This is a genomic window from Phenylobacterium sp. FG114 (assembly GCF_057809855.1).
This window is the reverse complement of record NZ_JBMDKU010000018.1, coordinates 15,231-31,753: the sequence shown is the minus strand read 5'-3', so window position 1 is coordinate 31,753 and position 16,523 is coordinate 15,231. Positions and strand designations below refer to the sequence as shown.

Here is a 16,523-nt window from a genome sequence, read left to right as displayed (position 1 = left end):
CGGCGCGACCGAAAGAACGTGCCGTGTCCGAGCCGTCCAAACCCCGCCGATCGTCGAAGAAGGCGGAGCAGCGCGCCGAGTCGATGGAGCAGATCCTCGACGCCGCCGAGCATCTGTTCGCCCGGCACGGCCTGTATGGCGTCACCCTGAAGGACGTGGCCAAGCGCGTGGGCGTTCACCACACGCTGGTGAACTACTACTTCGAGGACAAGAAGAAGCTGTTCGACGCGGTCTTCGCGCGGCGGGCTCACGTCACCAGCGAGCTGCGAATGAGGGCGCTGGACGAGTACGACGCGGCGACGGGCGGCAAACCCACGGTCGAGGGCGCGCTCCACGCCTTCCTCGACACCGACCTCGACCTCTACATCCAGGGCGGCGAGGCCTGGAAGAACTACGGGGCGCTGGGCGCGCAGGCGGCCAACACGCCCGAGGGCGCGGAGCTGATGGACCAGCACTTCGATCCCGTGGTGCTGCGCCTCGTCAGCCTGCTGAAGAAGGCGCTGCCCGACACGGCCGAGGAAGACATCTTCTGGGGCTATCACTTCGTGACCGGCGCGCTGATGGTGACGCTGGGCCGCACGGGGCGGATCGACAAGCTGTCGGGCGGGCGCTGCAAGTCCGAGGATTTTCCGGCGATCAAGCAGCGCATGGCCCGGTTCATGGCCGCCGGCTTCCTGGAGATCTGCGACGCGCGTCGCGGCGCCCGCTAGCCGATCCGCCGCAAGCGCGCTGGAACTGCACGGCCGGGCGCACTAGGTTCCGCGCCATGTCGAGCCGTGCGCCCCTCACCGTCCTCCTGGCCAGCCCGCGCGGCTTCTGCGCCGGGGTGGACCGGGCGATCCAGATCGTGGAGCGGGCGATCGGGAAGTACGGGGCGCCCGTCTATGTGCGCCACGAGATCGTTCACAACCGTCACGTGGTCGACCGGCTGAAGGCGCTCGGCGCCGTCTTCGTCGAGGAGCTGGACGAATGCCCGCCGGACCGGCCGGTGGTGTTCTCGGCCCACGGGGTGCCCAAGTCGGTGCCGGCCGAGGCGAAGGCGCGGCAGATGCTGTACCTCGACGCCACGTGCCCGCTGGTCTCGAAGGTGCACGTGGAGGCGGGGCGCCACTTCGACGCCGGCCGCGAGATCGTGCTGATCGGCCATGCCGGGCACCCGGAGGTCGTCGGCACCATGGGCCAGCTGCCGGAAGGCGCCGTGGCGCTGATCGAGACGGTGGAAGACGCCCAAGCGTTCGAGCCGAAGGACCCGGCCAATGTCGCCTTCGTGACCCAGACGACGCTGTCGGTGGACGACACGGCCGATATCGTGGCGGCGCTGCGGGCGCGCTTCCCGGGGATCGCCGCGCCGCACAAGGAAGACATCTGCTACGCCACCACCAACCGACAGGAGGCGGTGAAGGCGATCGCCGACCGTTCGCAGGCGCTGCTGGTGCTGGGCAGTGCGAACTCTTCGAACTCGGTGCGCCTGGCCGAGGTGGGCCGTCGGGCCGGCGCGCGCGCCTATCTGATCGACGACGCCTCGGCGCTGGACCTGGCCTGGCTGGACGGCGTGCGGACGGTCGGCGTCACCGCCGGGGCCTCGGCGCCTGAAGTGCTGGTGCAGGGCGTGATCGACAAGCTGTCGGCCAGTTTCGACGTGACCGTCGAGGAGATCGACACGGCCCGCGAGACGGTGACCTTCAAGCTGCCGCGGGCGGTGGCCTAGCCTTCGTACTGGTCCAGGCCGCGGTTGTAGCGGCGGAGGAAGGCGCGGCCGCGGGCGTGGGGATCGGCGGCCCAGCCTTCGCGGGCCACGGCTTCGAAACAGCCGTCGCCCGAGGGCGAGAGCTGGAGCGTGTCGCCCACATTGACGTGCAGCGCCTGCATGGCGTCGCCGGACAGGACGACGGCCACCTGGTCGCCGATGCGCTGGACCTTCAGCTCGATCATGGCTTCCTCCGCGTGGGGGATCTCTTCCTACCACAAAGCGGCTGCGCGCGGAGGTGCTTGACCGGCCCCGCGACGTACCGCACTGGCGTCCGCATGGCGGTCTACACCGACATCACCGACGACGAGCTGGCGGGACTGCTGGCCGAGTTCGACCTGGGCGAGGCCCTGTCGTTCAAGGGCATCGCCGAGGGCGTGGAGAACTCGAACTTCCTGCTGGAGACGGAACGCGGGCGGTTCATCCTGACGGTCTACGAGAAGCGGGTGAACGCCGCCGACCTGCCGTTCTTCCTGGAGCTGATGCGCTGGCTGGCCAAGCACGGTTATCCGTCGGCCGAGCCGAAGGCCGACCGGACGGGCGAGTTGATCAAGACCATCCGCGGCAAGCCGTGCGCCATCGTCGAGTTCCTTAACGGGCTGTCGGTCCGCCGGCCCACGGCGGCGCACTGCCGGGAAGCCGGCGCCGGGCTGGCGGGGCTGCATCTGGCGCAGGCTGGCTTTCCGATGCATCGGGCCAACGACCTGGGCCAGGCGGCCTGGGCGCCGATGTTCGCCAAGCTGCACGAGGCGGCCGAGGGGCTGAAGCCCGGCTTGGCGCCGGTGATCCAGAGCGACCTGGACATGTTGGCGCGACGCTGGCCCAAGGATCTGCCGAGCGGCGTGGTGCACGCCGACTACTTCCCCGACAACGTGTTCTTCACGGGGCCGAAGTTCGCCGGGACGATCGACTTCTACTTCGCCTGCGTGGACGCCTTGGCCTACGACGTGGCGGTGGCGCTCAACGCCTGGTGCTTCGAGCCGGACGGCAGCTTCAACATCACCTCGGCGCGGCAGTTCCTGGCCGGCTACGAGAGCCTGCGGCCGCTGAGCGATGCGGAGCGGGCGGCGCTGCCGGTGCTGGCGCACGGGGCGGCGATGCGGTTCTTCCTGACCCGGCTGCACGACTGGGGCGCCACTCCGGCCGGCGCGCTGGTCAAGCCCAAGGACCCGCTGGAATACGAGCGCAAGCTCGCGGTCCACCGCAGCTCGCCCGACCTGGTGCTGTTCGGAGCGACGGCGCCGTGACGCCAGGCGTGGTGATCTATACCGACGGCGCGTGCTCGGGGAATCCGGGGCCGGGCGGCTGGGGCGCGATCCTGATGCATGGGACCAGCGTCAAGGAGCTGTCCGGCGGCGAGCTGGCCACCACCAACAACCGCATGGAGCTGATGGCGGCGATCCAGGCCCTGGAGGCGCTCAAGAAGCCGTGCCAGGTCGAGCTGCATACCGACAGTCAGTACGTCCAGAAGGGCATCCACGAGTGGATCCATTCGTGGAAGCGCCGGGGGTGGCGGACGGCGGATGGCAAGCCCGTGAAGAACGACGACCTGTGGCGCCGGCTGGACGAGGCCCGGGCCCGCCACGAGGTGAAGTGGAAGTGGGTCAAGGGCCACGCCGGCCATGAGCACAACGAGCGCGCCGACGAACTGGCGCGCCAGGGACTTGCGGCCAACCTCGAAGCGACAGGCGGCGGCAAGTAACGCGGATACCGGAGGCGCTTGCGCGTGGTTTCCCGCGACACCATCTGCGGTGGCGCTGCCGGATCGCGATGGCCCGGCCGCGAGGTGGGGACGCCGCAGGCGCGGCGCCGGGCTGGATGCTTCGACGTCGAAAGAATTCGTTCAAGATTGAAGCACACGCTCTCCCGACCGGCGATTCGCAGGAGGAGCCCATGGGGGCGGTGATCGAGGAACACCCTGAGGTCCAGGTTTTCGACGAGATCAGCCTGATCGAGCACGGCGTGCGCACGGCGATCTCGCGGGCCTTGCCAGTGGGGCTGACCTATCCGCAGTACGAGGTGCTGGGCCTGATCGCCCGGCGGGGCGAGGACCTGACGCCCGCGGCCATAGCCCAGGCGCTGCGCATGACGCCCGGCGCCATCACCAACACGCTGCAGCGGCTGGAGCGCACAGCGCTGGTCTCGGTCGAGACGTGCCAGGTCGACCGGCGCAAGAAGCGCGTGCGGATGACGCCCGGCGGGTGGGAAGCTTATGGCCGCGCCATGGCCGCCATCCGGCCGAAGGCCGAGAAGCTGCGCGAGGGCTTCACCCAGAAGGAGTTCCGCGAGGCGCTTCCGTTCCTGCGCGCCCTGCGCGTCTGGATGAGCGAGATTCCCTGACGAGTCGGACGCCGGCTTGACCGCGCCGTCCGGCGCGGGCGAGGTCTGGCCGATGGACCCGAGCCAAGAGCCGGCCGCGCGCGAGGCCGGCCTCCATCGCAGCCTGACGACCGGCCAGCTGTCGATGATCGCGATCGGCGGGGCGGTCGGCACGGGGCTGTTCCTAGGCAGCACGTTCGCCATCGGCATCGCGGGCCCCTCGGTGCTGCTGAGCTACGCGATTGGAGGCCTGATCGCCCTGCTGCTGATGGGCGCCCTGGCCGAGATGACGGTGGCCCAGCCGACGCCGGGCTCGTTCGGGGTCTATGCCGAGGAATATGTCGGGCCGCTGGCCGGCTTCCTGGTCCGCTACGCCTACTGGTCGTGCGTGGTGCTGGCGGTGGGGACCGAGGTGACCGCCGTCGCGCTCTACATGAAGTTCTGGCTGCCCGACGTTCCCGGCTGGTGGTGGGTCGTGGGCTTCTCGGGCGGGCTGGTCGCCATCAACGCCCTGAGCGTGAAGGTCTTCGGGACGCTGGAGTACCTGTTCTCGCTGATCAAGGTGGTCGCCATCCTGGCGTTCATCGTGCTGGGCGCGGTCGTGGTGTTCGGCGCGAAGTCGGGCTCGGGCATCGGATTTGCGAACTACGTCGAGCACGGCGGCTTCTTCCCGAACGGCGCCTGGGGAATGTGGGTGGCGGTGATCCTGGCGATCTTCAGCTACCTGTCGATCGAGGTGATCGCCGTGGCGTCGGGCGAGGCGAAGGAGCCGCGCAAGGCGGTGACGCGGGCGTTCCGAGCGACGCTGTTCCGGCTGGTGGTGTTCTACCTGGCGAGCCTGGCGTTGATGCTGGCGATCATCCCGTGGACGACGGCGGGCGCCGGCGGCAGCCCCTTCGTGCGGGTGATGGCCGCGACCGGGGTTCCGGGCGCGGCGGCGATCATGAACTTCGTGGTCCTGGTAGCGGCGCTGTCGGCGATGAACAGCCAGCTCTACGCCTCGACCCGGATGATGTTCTCCCTGGCGCGCGCAGGCCAGGCGCCGGCGGTGTTTGGGCGGTTGAACCGGCAGGGCGCGCCCGCCGCGGCCTTGGCGCTGTCCAGCCTGGGCGTGGCGGTGGCCGGCGCGCTGAACGCGCTGTGGCCCGACCAGGCCTTCACCCTGATGATCTCGGTGTCGATGTTCGGGGCGATGTTCACCTGGATGATGATCTTCGTGACCCACCTGGCGTTCCGCCGGCGGGTGGCGGCGGAGACCTTGGCGTTCCGGGTGTGGGGGCATCCGTGGGGCAGCCTGGCGGGCGCGGGCCTGATGGCGGCGATCCTGGCTACGACGGCCTTCACCGAGCCGTTCCGGTGGACGCTGGCGTATGGGCTGCCCGTGCTGGCGCTGCTGGCGGGGGCGTATGCCGTGTGGGTGAGGAAGCGGGCCTAGAGCCCCTTCGCCTTCGCGAGGTTCGACTTCGGGATGGCGACCTGGAAGGCGCCGCCGGTCTTGGCCTTCTGGCTGGCGGTCTCGGCCCAGGCCGCGGCGAACGACGCGGGCGTGGGGCCGGCGGGGTCGCCGACCGCCAGTGTCCAGGCGCGGCCCTCCAGCCCTTTCGACAGGACCCCGCGCAGGTCGAGATCCTCCTCGGGCGGCTTGGATGGCGGCTTCAGCAGGGTGTGCAGCACCAGGGCGTCGGCGCGGGGTGCGACGACGGCGAGCGTCGCATCGGCGGGCAGGTCCTTCAGGGCGGCGAGGAAGCCCGTGAGAATCGTGCGGGCGTGGGTGGTGCGCCGGTCGCCGCCCGCCCAGCCTACTGGCTCACCCAGGCCGGCGCGCACGAACGCCCAGCCGCCGTGGCGGTGGGCGGCGTCGTGGCTGGCGGCGATCCAGAGGCGGACCGTGGTCGTCACTTGGCGTCGGCGTAGGTCTTCACCAGGCGGTAGCTGAACTCGCGGGCGTCCAGCAGGGACTTCACGCCGATGCGCTCGTTCAGGCCGTGCAGGCGGCCGAGGTCGGGGTCGTAGAAGATGCCCGAGACGCCGTAGGTCGGGATGCCCACGGCGATCAGGGGACCGGCGTCGGTGCCGCCAGCCTGCAGGATCGGCACGACCGGGATGCCGGGCCACATCTGGTTGGAGATCTTCTCGATCGGTCCGACCACCTGGGGCGTCAGCGGCGGAGCGGTCTTCTCGCCGCGGTCCTTTGGCGGCTGCGAGACCTCGACCTTGGCGTCGCCCACGGCCTTGACCAAGGCGTCGCGGACGGCGGCCGGCGACTCTCCGGGGAAGATGCGGCAATTGATCGTCGCGTTGGCGCGCTGGGGCAGGGCGTTCTGGGCGTGGCCGCCCGAAATCTGGGTGGCGACGCAGGTGGTGCGCAGGATGGCGTTGTGGTTGGCGTCCTTGCTCAGCGTGGCGTTCGCCGCCGCGTCGTTCGGATTGGCCACGATCGCGGTCATGGCCGCGCCCATCTCGCCGCCGACGATGGGCGCCATCTTCGAGAAGTAGGCCTTGGTCGTGTCGTTCATCTGCACCGGGAACTGGTAGGCGGCGATGCGGTCCACGGCCCGGGCGAGCTGATAGATGGCGTTGTCCGGCACCGGCCGCGAGGAGTGGCCGCCGGGGTTCGTGGCTTCCAGTCGGAAGCTGACCGAGGTCTTCTCGCCCGCCTGGATGTTGTGGACGACGGGCTTGCCGCCGGCCGTGTCGAGCGCGCCGCCGGCGCCCTCGTTGAGCGCGAAGGCCGCGTCGATCAGGTCCCGCCGGTTCTGCGCCAGCCAAGCCGCCCCGTTGACCTGGCCGCCGCCCTCCTCGCCGCAGGTGAGGGCGATCTTGATGGCGTGGCGGGGCTTGTAGCCCTCCTGCTTCAAGCGGATCAGCAGGTCGGTCCAGATGGCGGCCTGGGCTTTGTCGTCGGAAGAGCCGCGGGCGTAGAAGTAGCCGTTCTCCTCGACCAGCGTGAACGGGTCGCGCTCCCAGTCCTCGCGCTTGGCCTCGACCACATCGATGTGAGCGAGCAGGAGGATCGCCTTCGCCTTCGGGTCCTTGCCGGGGAGCACCGCCACGAGGCCGCCGTCCTTGGGCCGGTCCGGCGGCGTGAAGAGGGTGATGTCGCTGTCCGCGAAGCCGGCGGCCTTCAGGCGCGCGGCCATCCGCTCGGCGGCCAGGGTGCAGCTGCCGGCCGAAAAGGTGGTGTTGGTCTCGACCAGTTCCTTGTAGAGCGCGCGGAACGCCGCTTCGCCGGGCTGCGGCTTTGCGGACGCCTGGGCGTGGGCCGCGCCCGCCAGCATGGTGGTGGCGAACAGAGCCGCAGCGAACCTGAACATCGATAACCCTCCCGAGACGCGGGCGGGACTATTCCCCGCGCCGCGCCGCCGGGCAAGGCGTCAGAGGTTGCCCGCCACCGCCGCCATCAGTTCCTGCGACAGGCGCCCGCTCATCCCCTCGGTGGAGGTGTTGGTCATCAGGACGAAGGTGGTCTTGCTGGCGGGGTCGGCGAACCAGCTATGACCGTAGACGCCGCCCCACATCCAGGCGCCGGCCGGCAGCGGCGAGCCCGAGGCGGCCGGGTCCAGCATCACCGCCCCGCCGAAGCCGAAGCCCCAGCCCGGGCCGCTGGTGACGATGGCGCGGTCCCCCGTCTGGTTGGTCATCATCGCCTGGGCGGTCTCGGCGCTGACCAGGGGCGCGCCGCCCTGTACGATGGCCTCCAGGAAGGTGTGGAAGTCGGTGGCGCTGCAGGCCATGCCGGCGCCGCCCGATGGGAACGAGCCCGGATCGAAGATCCGGTCGGGCGCGAACCTGATTCCCGAGAGCTCGGCGAAGGGTACGACGTGGGTGGCGCCCATCGGCTTCGGGGGCGGTCCATCGGCGTAGGCCTTGGCCAGGCGCGCGCGGTCGCTGACGTGGAACCCGGTATCGGCCATGTTCAGCTTGGCGGTCACGCGCTCGCGCACGACCTCGCCCAAGGCGCGGCCCGTGGCCTCCTCGACCGCGGCGCCCAGCACATCCAGGCCCACGGAATAGAGCCACGCGGCGCCCGGCGGGAAGAACAGGCCGGCCTCGGTGACCCGCTTCAGCTCCTCGGGGAAGCCCAGGCCGGGCTGGTCCATGCCGTCGGACACGCCCAGCTTCAGGTAGGGACCGTCATCTGGCTGCATGAAGCCGTACGACAGGCCGGCGGTGTGGGTGAGCAGCTGGCGGAGCGTGATGGTCGGAACCTGGCCGTCCCACTTGGGCTGGAAGTCCGGAAGGTAGCGCGTGACGGGATCGTCCAGGCCGATGATCCCATCCTCGACCAGCGACAGCACCGCCGCGGTAACCATGGGCTTCGTCAGCGAAGAGGCGCGGAAGATGGTGTCCAGCGTCATGTCGCGGCCGGTTTCGAGATCGGACTTGCCGGCGGCGCGGGCGTAGGCGCGCTCGCCCTGCCGGCCCACGAGGACGACGGCGCCGGCGACACGACCCTCGGCCAGGGCGGCGTCGACGATGGGGTCCAGCCGCGCGGCCAGGGCGGAATCCGGGTGGTCTTTGATCTGGCCCATGGTCGTCTCCTCGCAATCGTTGCAACACAGCTAGCCTGCGGACGCCGCGTCATTCAACCGAACGGCGGGCGCGGCGTTGTCAGAGTTAGGAGGCCTCATGTCCGACGCTTTGCATGTGGTGTGCCCGCACTGCGACGCCACCAACCGGCTGCCGCCGCAACGGCTTGGCGACGGCGCGAAATGCGGGAAATGCCAGAGGGCGCTGTTCACCGGCGCGCCGGTGGCGCTGGACGGCGCGCGGTTCGACAAGCACCTGGCGAACAGCGACCTGCCGCTGGTTGTCGACTTCTGGGCGGCGTGGTGCGGGCCGTGCCGGGCGGTGGCGCCCATCTTCGAGCGCGCCGCGGCCGAGCTGGAGCCGCGGGCGCGGTTCATCAAGATCGACGTGGACGCCAACCAGGGCCTGGCCCAGCGCTTCCGCGTCCAGGGGATACCGGCGCTGTTCTGCTTCGCGGGCGGCAAGGTCGCCGCGCAGCAGGCCGGGCTTTCGGATCCGGGCGTGTTCCGGCGCTGGGTGGAGCAGTTCGCCCCGGCGACGACCTAGGCTGCGACCGCGCGGCGGCGGCGCAGGGCGGCGCCTGCGAGGCCGAAGCCCGCGATCATCAGGCCCCACGTCCCGGGTTCCGGCACGGCTGCGATGTCACCGTCGTGCACCAGCCAGACGTAGGCGCGCGGATCGCGCCCCTGCTGGGGCACGCGCGGGTTTTGATTGCCGTCGTCGAAGGTGAAGGCCCAGTAGACGTCGTCGCCCACCACCTTGGTGTCGGTCCAATAGAAGTCCAACTGCAGGTTGGCGAAAGGGCCGACGTCGGGTCCTTCGCCCAGGTCCGGCAGGCCGTAGTTGGGGTTGAACTCGCAGGGGCCGGGGCCGACGGCTTCGCATCGCGGCAACCCGCCGAGGTTGGCGTAATACATCCAGCCGAGCTCGGAATAGATGCCGCTGTCGTCGGGGGTTCCCCAACCCGTGCCGGTCGCGCCCTGGCCATTGGGACTGCGGCCATTGGAATCAGGGAGGAACGGGTCGTAGTCGCCCACGTCGGGGCCGAGGGTGGGGAGGCGCCAGTCGGAATGGAGCACGCCGGTCGCGGCGTTGAAGTAAAGGTAGCCGTCGGCGAGGAAGTCCGCGCCCTGCTGGCTGATGAGACCCGTGTCGCTGAAGCCAATCGTCTTGGCGTAGTTGGCGTCGGCCATCCAGGTGATGTCGAGCACGGTGTCGTAATAGAATCCCCCCGGGCGCGCGACCAACGCGGCGGATGCGGGAGACGCAAGGCAGGCGGCGGCGATGGCCGCGGCGGCGAATGCAAGACGCATTGGAAAACCCTTAGCCCAGGACCTGACAACCCTGCGCGCGAGGCTAGCAGCGGCGCTCACCCGGCGGTTGCGCGCCTGCGTCAAAGAGTTGACCGGGATCGTCAGACTTCAGGAGAGATTGCGCAGGGCGGTCTTGTAGACGTCGGCAAGGCTGCCGGGCTCCGCCGCATGGGGCATGACGCCGGCGACCTGGCGGCGAACTTCCGAAGGTGCGTAGCCGAACGCCTCGCGGAACACCCGGCTGAGGTGGGCCTTGTCCGGGAAGCCGTAGGCGTAGCCCAGTTCGGCCACGCCGCGCGTCTCGCTGGTGTCGGACAGGCGGCTATGCAGGGCCAGCAGCCGCCGCCGGCGGTCGTAGGCCAACACCCCGCCGTCGCCCTTGAACGCCCGGCCCAGGGAGGCGCGGCTCAGGCCCAGGTCCTGACAGAGCTGGTCTAGGTCGAGCCGGCCCATCGGCTGGCTCTCGATGTAGCGGCGCACCTTCTGGCGCAGGGGCTGGCGGCCGTCAGTCGGGTCGGGCCGCGGCGGCATGCCGAGGAGGGCGGCGGCCAGCAGGTCGCGGATCACCCGGGCCATCGGCGGCCCGCTGGTGGCGGGGAGCTCGGGAAGCTGCTTGGCGAGCGCGGCCACGAAGTCGACCAGCACCTTTACGGCGGGCGTCTGCGGCAGCGGCCCATGAACGTCCACCGGCGGCAGAGCCTCGTCGAGGAACCACCGGGCGATCTGGATCTGGATCGTGTGGTTGGCCGTCGCGTGCATGGTCTCGGGCCGGGTAAGGTCGGTCAGGCTGGCCCCCGGGGCCTCGACCAACAGGTCGCCGCCGGGCCGGGGGAACCGCATGGCGCCGTCCAGGATGACGACGAGGGAATAATGGTCGGCCGGCGTGGCGCGGACCATCGCCTCGTCGCGCTCGAACGAGAAGGCGTCCAGCCGGTGATCGGAGATCAGCAGCGGGTCCATCATCCAGAACCGGACCTTCGCGAGGAAGGGGCCGCTGGCCACCGGCCGGCTGCAGCGCGAGTTGGCGACATGCGAGGCGAAGGCGGCGAACTGCTCGTCCTCGGGCAGCTCGCTGGCGTCGAAGGCGAAGGTCGGCAAAAGCACGGGCGGTCGCGGACTCTGCAACGGACGACCGCCAGGGTTTCAGGCGCGTCGCCCGCACGCAAGACCAGCGTGCGCCGACAACGCGATTGCCCTCCCTAGCGTCCCCGCCGGATAATGGGCGGGAACTGGCGGGAGTAGGGCGTTTGCGGGACGGGATCGAACAGGGCGGCTGGGAAAGCCATCGGCCGAGGCTGACCTATCCGTTCGAGCAGGGCCCGAAGACCGGCGAGGCCGTCGACATCGCGCCCGGCGTGAAGTGGATGCGGATGCCGCTGGGCGGGGCGCTGGCCTTCATCAACGTCTGGGCGATCGAGGAGGAGGGCGGCTGGGCCATCGTCGACACCGGGATCGGCGGGCTGGAGAGCCGCAACGCCTGGCGGGCGGTGCTGAAGGGCCCGCTGGAGGGTAAGCCGGTGACGCGGGTGTTCGTGACCCACATGCACCCGGACCACATCGGCATGGCGGGCTACCTGACGCGCAAGTTCGACGCGCGGCTGTGGATCACGCGGCTGGAGTTCGTGACTTGCCGCTCGCTGGCGGCGGACACGGGCCGCGAGGCGCCGGCCGACGCCCTGGCCTTCTTCAAGGCCGCCGGCTGGGACGAGGACGCGCTGGAGAACTACCGCGCCAAGTTCGGCGGGTTCGGGCGTGGGCTGTACGCGCTGCCTGACAGCTTCCATCGCCTGAACGACGGCGACGAGGTGAAGATCGGCGCGCACACCTGGCGCGTGGTGGTGGGCTCGGGCCATAGCCCCGAGCACGCCAGCCTCTACTGCCCCGACCTGAAGCTGATGATCTCGGGCGACCAGGTGCTGCCGAAGATCTCGTCGAACGTGTCGGTGTTCCCGACCGAGCCCGACGGCGACCCGCTGACCGACTGGATCACCTCGCTGCAGCGGATCAAGACCAAAGTGCCGGACGACGTGCTGGTGCTGCCGGCGCACAACGACCCTTTCCATGGGCTGCACGCCCGGATCGACCATCTGGTGGGCGGGCACGAGCGTGGGCTGGTGCGGTTGCACGACCTGCTGGCCGAGCCGAAGCGGGTTGTGGATGTCTTCCACGTGCTGTTCCGGCGCAAGATCGACGAGTACCTGCTGGGACTGGCGACCGGCGAGAGCCTCGCCCATCTCAACTGCCTGATCGCGCGCGGCCAGGCGGTGCGCGAGCGCGATCAGAACGGCGTCGACTGGTACCGGGCGGCGGCCTAAGTTCAGCGTAACGCGAAAATCTCAGAGGGAAGGCGGCCTCTTTTGGCCGAAAGCGGAATGACGGATCACATTTTGAGCGAGGTCGCGGGCGGCGTCCTGACCCTGACCATCAACCGGCCGGACAAGAAGAACGCGCTGACGCGGGCCATGTACCAGGGCCTGGGCGACGGCATCGACCGGGCCAGCGAGGATCCGGCGATCCGCTGCGTCCTGATCCAGGCCAACGGCGACATCTTCACCGCCGGCAACGACCTCGGCGACTTCGCCGCGGTGAACTCGGGCGATCCGAAAGCCAATGCGGCGCGCGAGGGCGGCAATCCCCTGCTGGCGGCGCTGGCGCGGGCGAAGACGCCGATCGTGGCGGCGGTGCATGGCCGCGCGGTGGGCGTGGGCGTGACCATGCTGCTGCACTGCGATCTGGTCTATGTGGCCGAGGACGCGCTCCTGACCACGCCGTTCGTGAACCTGGCCCTGGTGCCCGAGGCGGCGTCGTCGATGCTGCTGCCCCAGCGGATCGGGCACGCGCGGGCCTTCTCGATGTTCGTGCTGAACGAGGCGGTGGACGGCAAGACCGCCGCGGCGTGGGGCATCGCCAACGCAGCGGTCCCGGCCGCCGAGCTGCGCGCCAAGGCCCGCGCCGCCGCCGAGGCGGTCGCGGCCCGCGCGCCCACCGCGGTGAAGGCCACCAAGGGCCTGATGCGCAGCCCGCAGGCGATCAGCGCCAAGATGGAGGAGGAGGGCAAGATCTTCGCCGCCCAGCTCCGCTCGCCCGAGACCAAGGAAGCCCTGGCCGCCTTCGCCGAGAAGCGCGCGCCCGACTTCACCAAGGTGGCCTGACCATGGGCGAACGCATCACCTCGGAGTTCGGCTACGCGTCCACCGCGCGCGAGGTCGCCGCCGGCCACGACCTGAACGGCGTCCGCGCCATCGTGACGGGCGGGGCCTCGGGCATCGGGGTGGAGACCGCCCGGGCCCTGGCCGAAGCCGGCGCCGAGGTGATGCTCGCGGTCCGCAGCGTCGAGGCCGGCGAGGCCACGGCCGCCGACATCCACAAGACGGCGCCGGGCAAGGTCTCGGTGGGCCGGCTGGACCTGTCGGACCTGGCCTCGGTGGCGGCGTTTGCCGGCGCGTGGGGCGACAAGCCGCTGGACATCCTCATCAACAACGCCGGCGTCATGGCCTGCCCCCTGAGCTACACGGCCCAGGACCTGGAGATGCAGATCGGCACGAACCACTTCGGCCACTTCCTGCTGTCGGTTCTGCTGGCCCGGGCGCTGATGAACGCGGCCGAGGAAGGGCGGTCCAGCCGCCTGGTCTCGCTCTCGTCGATCGGCCATCGGCGCAGCGGCATCCACTTCGACGACATCCACTATCGCCAGCGGCCCTACGACAAGTGGGAAGCCTATGGGCAGTCGAAGACGGCCAATTCCCTGTTCGCCGTGGGCTTCCACGAACGGTTCGCCGAGCTCGGGGTGACCGCCAACGCGGTGATGCCCGGCGGGATCATGACCCCCCTGCAGCGGCATCTTCCGCGGGAAGAGATGATTGCATTTGGCTGGATGGACGAGAGCGGCAAGGTGAACGACCGCTTCAAGTCCACCGAGCAGGGCGCGGCCACCAGCGTCTGGGCGGCGTTGGGCGAGGAGCTGGAGGGCGTGGGCGGCCTCTATCTCGAGAACTGCGCGCAGGCTCTGCCCTGGAGCGAGGCGACGCCGTTCGAGGGCGTCATGCCCCATGCGCTGGATCCCGACGCGGCCGAACGGCTGTGGGCGGTCTCGGAAGAGACGACCGGGGCGCGACTGTAGGGGCTTGGCCTTCGGCGACAGCAGCGCCTAGGTTTGCGACATGAGCGTGACTGTCCGGGTGGCGACCATCGCCGATGCGGCGCTGATCGTGACTTTCATCCGCGAGCTGGCGGAGTACGAGCGCCTGCTGCACGAGGTGGAGGCCACCGAGGCCGACATCCGCCGCGACCTGTTTGGCGAGAACCCGCGCAGCTTCTGCGAGATCGCCGAGGTGGATGGCCAGCCGGTCGGGTTCGCACTGTGGTTCTACAATTTCTCGACCTTCCGCGGGCAGGCGGGGATCTATCTGGAGGACCTGTTCGTGCGGCCGGACGCCAGGGGCGCCGGCGCCGGCAAGGCCCTGCTGCGCAAGCTGGCCCAGCGCTGTGTCGACGCCGACCTGGGACGGCTGGAGTGGACGGTTCTCAACTGGAACACACCGTCGATCGAGTTCTACGATAGCCTCGGCGCCGACGCGATGACCGACCGGACGGTCCGGCGGCTGGATGGCGAGGCGCTGGAGCGATTGGCCGCGTCGTGAGCGCCCCGCCGAAAACGGTGATCCATGCCTCCGAGGCCGAGGCCGAGGCGATCCGGCAGGCGGTGCGCCATGCCGACGTGGCGACGCTGGGCATGGGCCGGGCGCGGGCCGAGCTGAAGCATGTGCCGGGCCTGACCCGCCTGCTGGCCGACGAGCGGGTGTCGGGACCGATCTACGACCTGCCGCGGCCGATCACGGAGGACAGCATCACCCGCTGGGTGGCCGAGAACCAGGCCCAGGCGCTGGCGGGCGAAGCGCTGCTGCTGGTGACGCTGGATCCCGCCGGCGAGGTGGCGGGATATTCGCGCATCACCGTATGGCCGGAGCACGCCTCGGCAGAGCTTGCCGGGGCCATGCGTGCCGACCTGCAGGGAAGGGGTCAGGGCGGCGCGGGCATGGCGCACACGTTCGGTTGGATCTTCGAGACCCTGGGGGTGCGGTTGATGTGCCTGACGGCGGCGCTGGACAACGTCCGCTCGCAGAAGGGGATCGACGCGGCGGGCTTCCGCCGCATGGGCGAACGCGAGGCCGTGCGGCCCGACGGGACCACCCGGCGCTCGGTCTATTGGGAACTGACGCGCGACGAGTGGCGCCAGCGGCACCGGCTGTAGGGCCGATCTCGCTTCTCCTCCCCCTACAGAGGAGGAGAGGGGAAGCCAGCGGCGCAAGCTCTAGACGGCGATGTCGATGATCATGGGCTGGGCCGGGCGGCCCTCGGCCGCGGCCTTCTTGGCCTCGTTGGTCATCGCCTCCTCCATGATCTTCTGCATGCGGCGGGCGACCTCGGCCTCGAAGGAAGTGTCGTCCTTGGACCAGGTGGACGGATCGTCGCCGCCGACGATCTTGCCTTCGCCGTCGACGCCCTGCTCCTTGCGAAGCTCCTGCTCGATCTTCTCCTTGAGCGCCTCGAACTTCTTCTCCTGGGCGTAGGCGTAGATGCCCTTCTCCCGGATGGCGTCGAGCTCGGCCTTCTGCTGCGCCGCCGCGGCGTCGGCGCGCGTCTTGGCGGCGTCCGCAGGGTTGCGGGCATTCTGCTTGTCGTCCGGGTTCAGGATCTTCGTGGCCGTCGGCGCGCCCAACGAAAGCATCGCGCCAATCCCATCGATCGCCATGGGGTCCTCCTTGCGTTGCGTATAGTTAAGCAAGAACTGGACCAGTCGTGGCGGCGCGCCGCAGACGACGATTTGCTCGGCCTGTCGGGGTTGTCGGTCTAGGCCGCCCAGGCGGCGGCGAAGCGGCGGAGGAGGGCCAGGGCGGCGCTGTCGGCCAGGCTGGGCTGGGCGTGCAGGCGCACGAAGAGGTGGCCGGCGGGCCGGCGGCCGCGTTCCGGGAGGCCTTCGCCCTCGATCCGCGCGAGGCCACGCTCGGCCGCCTTCCTGTCGATCCAGACGCTGCGGCGGCCGATCGGGGTATCGAGGGTGATCCGGCCGCCCTTCTTGAGCAGGCCCGGCGCGACCTTCACGGTCATCCAGAGGTCGTCGCCGCGAACCAGCACGCCGTCGTGGGCGCGGATGTAGACGCAGAGCTCGGCGCCGGCGGTGCGCACCTTGTCGCCCGAACGAAGGCCGGGCGGCAGGCTGATGCGTACCAACTGGCCGTCGGGCATCCGGTGGTCGATGTCGCCGCCTTCCAGCGCCAGCTTCGGCGTGATCTCGAGATCGGGGTCGGGCGTGGGGCGCGCGCGGGTGGGCGTGGTGACGAAGCGTTCGCTGAGCGGGTCCTGCAGGCGCTGGTAGGCGTCCATCACCTGACGGAACGCGCCCTCGTCGCCGCCCTGGTCGGGGTGGGCCCGCTTGGCGGCGGCGCGGAAGGCCTTGCGGACCTCCGCGGGGGTGGCAGCCGAGCTGACGCCCAGCACCTCGCGGGCGGCTTTGAGGGACAGTTCGGGCTCGGGCCGACTCATGAGCCCGAAAACTACGGTAAACGCCGTCAACGCTCCGTTAAGGCGGGCTTCTGAGTTCGCGGGGGCCGCGC

General features: G+C 70.2%; 20 protein-coding genes. 12 read left to right on the top strand and 8 right to left on the bottom strand.

The window, feature by feature from the left end; genetic code table 11:
* The first annotated feature begins 23 nt into the window (after positions 1–23).
* Together ACODSY_RS23375 and ispH are read left to right on the top strand one after the other, a co-directional pair.
* Positions 24–710 (top strand): TetR/AcrR family transcriptional regulator, encoded by a 687-nt coding sequence (locus ACODSY_RS23375; protein WP_488954309.1) that lies wholly within the window; start codon positions 24–26, stop codon positions 708–710.
* A gap of 56 nt (positions 711–766) precedes the next feature.
* Positions 767–1,708 (top strand): 4-hydroxy-3-methylbut-2-enyl diphosphate reductase, encoded by a 942-nt coding sequence (gene ispH / locus ACODSY_RS23370; protein WP_488954308.1) that lies wholly within the window; start codon positions 767–769, stop codon positions 1,706–1,708.
* Here the strand turns inward: ispH and ACODSY_RS23365 are convergent.
* Positions 1,705–1,932 (bottom strand): hypothetical protein, encoded by a 228-nt coding sequence (locus ACODSY_RS23365; protein ID WP_488954307.1) that lies wholly within the window; start codon positions 1,930–1,932, stop codon positions 1,705–1,707. The genes ispH and ACODSY_RS23365 overlap by 4 nt on opposite strands.
* Before the next feature lie 93 nt (positions 1,933–2,025).
* On the opposite strand from ACODSY_RS23365, the gene thrB reads away from it, so the two are divergent.
* From thrB to ACODSY_RS23345, 4 genes are all read left to right on the top strand, one after another.
* Positions 2,026–2,994, top strand: coding sequence for a homoserine kinase (gene thrB / locus ACODSY_RS23360; RefSeq protein ID WP_488954306.1), 969 nt, complete (start codon positions 2,026–2,028; stop codon positions 2,992–2,994).
* Positions 2,991–3,449, top strand: a complete 459-nt coding sequence (rnhA, locus tag ACODSY_RS23355; RefSeq protein WP_488954305.1) for a ribonuclease HI — start codon at positions 2,991–2,993, stop codon at positions 3,447–3,449. The genes thrB and rnhA overlap by 4 nt, the downstream gene beginning before the upstream one ends.
* A gap of 191 nt (positions 3,450–3,640) precedes the next feature.
* On the top strand, positions 3,641–4,087 hold the full coding sequence (locus tag ACODSY_RS23350) for a MarR family winged helix-turn-helix transcriptional regulator (RefSeq protein WP_488954304.1): 447 nt from the start codon (positions 3,641–3,643) through the stop codon (positions 4,085–4,087).
* Between the two features lie 16 nt (positions 4,088–4,103).
* On the top strand, positions 4,104–5,501 hold the full coding sequence (locus ACODSY_RS23345) for an amino acid permease (RefSeq protein WP_488954303.1): 1,398 nt from the start codon (positions 4,104–4,106) through the stop codon (positions 5,499–5,501).
* Here ACODSY_RS23345 and ACODSY_RS23340 read toward each other — a convergent pair.
* The 3 genes from ACODSY_RS23340 to ACODSY_RS23330 are packed head-to-tail and all read right to left on the bottom strand — an operon-like array spanning position 5,498 to position 8,598.
* A complete protein-coding gene (locus ACODSY_RS23340; RefSeq protein ID WP_488954302.1) occupies positions 5,498–5,965 on the bottom strand; it encodes a hypothetical protein in 468 nt (155 codons plus the stop codon). The genes ACODSY_RS23345 and ACODSY_RS23340 overlap by 4 nt on opposite strands.
* Positions 5,962–7,380 carry a M20/M25/M40 family metallo-hydrolase gene (locus ACODSY_RS23335; RefSeq protein ID WP_488954301.1) on the bottom strand — a complete coding sequence of 473 codons (1,419 nt, stop codon included), beginning with the start codon at positions 7,378–7,380 and terminating at the stop codon, positions 5,962–5,964. The genes ACODSY_RS23340 and ACODSY_RS23335 overlap by 4 nt, the downstream gene beginning before the upstream one ends.
* A 60-nt stretch (positions 7,381–7,440) precedes the next feature.
* Complete coding sequence (locus tag ACODSY_RS23330) at positions 7,441–8,598, bottom strand: serine hydrolase domain-containing protein (protein WP_488954300.1); 1,158 nt, start codon at positions 8,596–8,598, stop codon at positions 7,441–7,443.
* Positions 8,599–8,695: 97 nt separating this feature from the next.
* Here ACODSY_RS23330 and trxC point away from each other — a divergent pair, with 97 nt between their 5' ends.
* Positions 8,696–9,142, top strand: a complete 447-nt coding sequence (gene trxC, locus ACODSY_RS23325; protein WP_488954299.1) for a thioredoxin TrxC — start codon at positions 8,696–8,698, stop codon at positions 9,140–9,142.
* On the opposite strand, the gene ACODSY_RS23320 is transcribed toward trxC, so the two are convergent.
* Positions 9,139–9,909 carry a PEPxxWA-CTERM sorting domain-containing protein gene (locus tag ACODSY_RS23320; RefSeq protein ID WP_488954298.1) on the bottom strand — a complete coding sequence of 257 codons (771 nt, stop codon included), beginning with the start codon at positions 9,907–9,909 and terminating at the stop codon, positions 9,139–9,141. The two genes, trxC and ACODSY_RS23320, sit on opposite strands and share 4 nt — an antisense overlap.
* Positions 9,910–10,017: 108 nt before the next feature.
* On the bottom strand, positions 10,018–11,013 hold the full coding sequence (locus tag ACODSY_RS23315) for an AraC family transcriptional regulator (RefSeq protein WP_488954297.1): 996 nt from the start codon (positions 11,011–11,013) through the stop codon (positions 10,018–10,020).
* A 143-nt stretch (positions 11,014–11,156) separates the two neighbouring features.
* Here ACODSY_RS23315 and ACODSY_RS23310 point away from each other — a divergent pair, with 143 nt between their 5' ends.
* From ACODSY_RS23310 to ACODSY_RS23290, 5 genes are read left to right on the top strand one after another with little or no spacing between them, the layout of a single operon-like run.
* The gene (locus tag ACODSY_RS23310; RefSeq protein WP_488954296.1) at positions 11,157–12,224 is read left to right on the top strand and encodes an MBL fold metallo-hydrolase; all 1,068 of its coding nucleotides are present in this window, start codon (positions 11,157–11,159) and stop codon (positions 12,222–12,224) included.
* Positions 12,225–12,281: 57 nt separating this feature from the next.
* Complete coding sequence (locus ACODSY_RS23305; RefSeq protein WP_488954295.1) at positions 12,282–13,061, top strand: enoyl-CoA hydratase-related protein; 780 nt, start codon at positions 12,282–12,284, stop codon at positions 13,059–13,061.
* Between the two features lie 2 nt (positions 13,062–13,063).
* On the top strand, positions 13,064–14,029 hold the full coding sequence (locus ACODSY_RS23300; RefSeq protein WP_488954294.1) for an oxidoreductase: 966 nt from the start codon (positions 13,064–13,066) through the stop codon (positions 14,027–14,029).
* A gap of 40 nt (positions 14,030–14,069) precedes the next feature.
* Positions 14,070–14,549, top strand: a complete 480-nt coding sequence (locus ACODSY_RS23295) for a GNAT family N-acetyltransferase (RefSeq protein WP_488954293.1) — start codon at positions 14,070–14,072, stop codon at positions 14,547–14,549.
* Positions 14,546–15,160 carry a GNAT family N-acetyltransferase gene (locus ACODSY_RS23290; RefSeq protein WP_488954292.1) on the top strand — a complete coding sequence of 205 codons (615 nt, stop codon included), beginning with the start codon at positions 14,546–14,548 and terminating at the stop codon, positions 15,158–15,160. The genes ACODSY_RS23295 and ACODSY_RS23290 overlap by 4 nt, the downstream gene beginning before the upstream one ends.
* Positions 15,161–15,220: 60 nt before the next feature.
* On the opposite strand, the gene ACODSY_RS23285 is transcribed toward ACODSY_RS23290, so the two are convergent.
* Together ACODSY_RS23285 and ACODSY_RS23280 are read right to left on the bottom strand one after the other, a co-directional pair.
* Positions 15,221–15,661 carry a hypothetical protein gene (locus ACODSY_RS23285; RefSeq protein ID WP_488954291.1) on the bottom strand — a complete coding sequence of 147 codons (441 nt, stop codon included), beginning with the start codon at positions 15,659–15,661 and terminating at the stop codon, positions 15,221–15,223.
* Between the two features lie 98 nt (positions 15,662–15,759).
* On the bottom strand, positions 15,760–16,452 hold the full coding sequence (locus ACODSY_RS23280) for a DnaJ domain-containing protein (protein WP_488954290.1): 693 nt from the start codon (positions 16,450–16,452) through the stop codon (positions 15,760–15,762).
* Positions 16,453–16,523 lie beyond the last annotated feature (71 nt).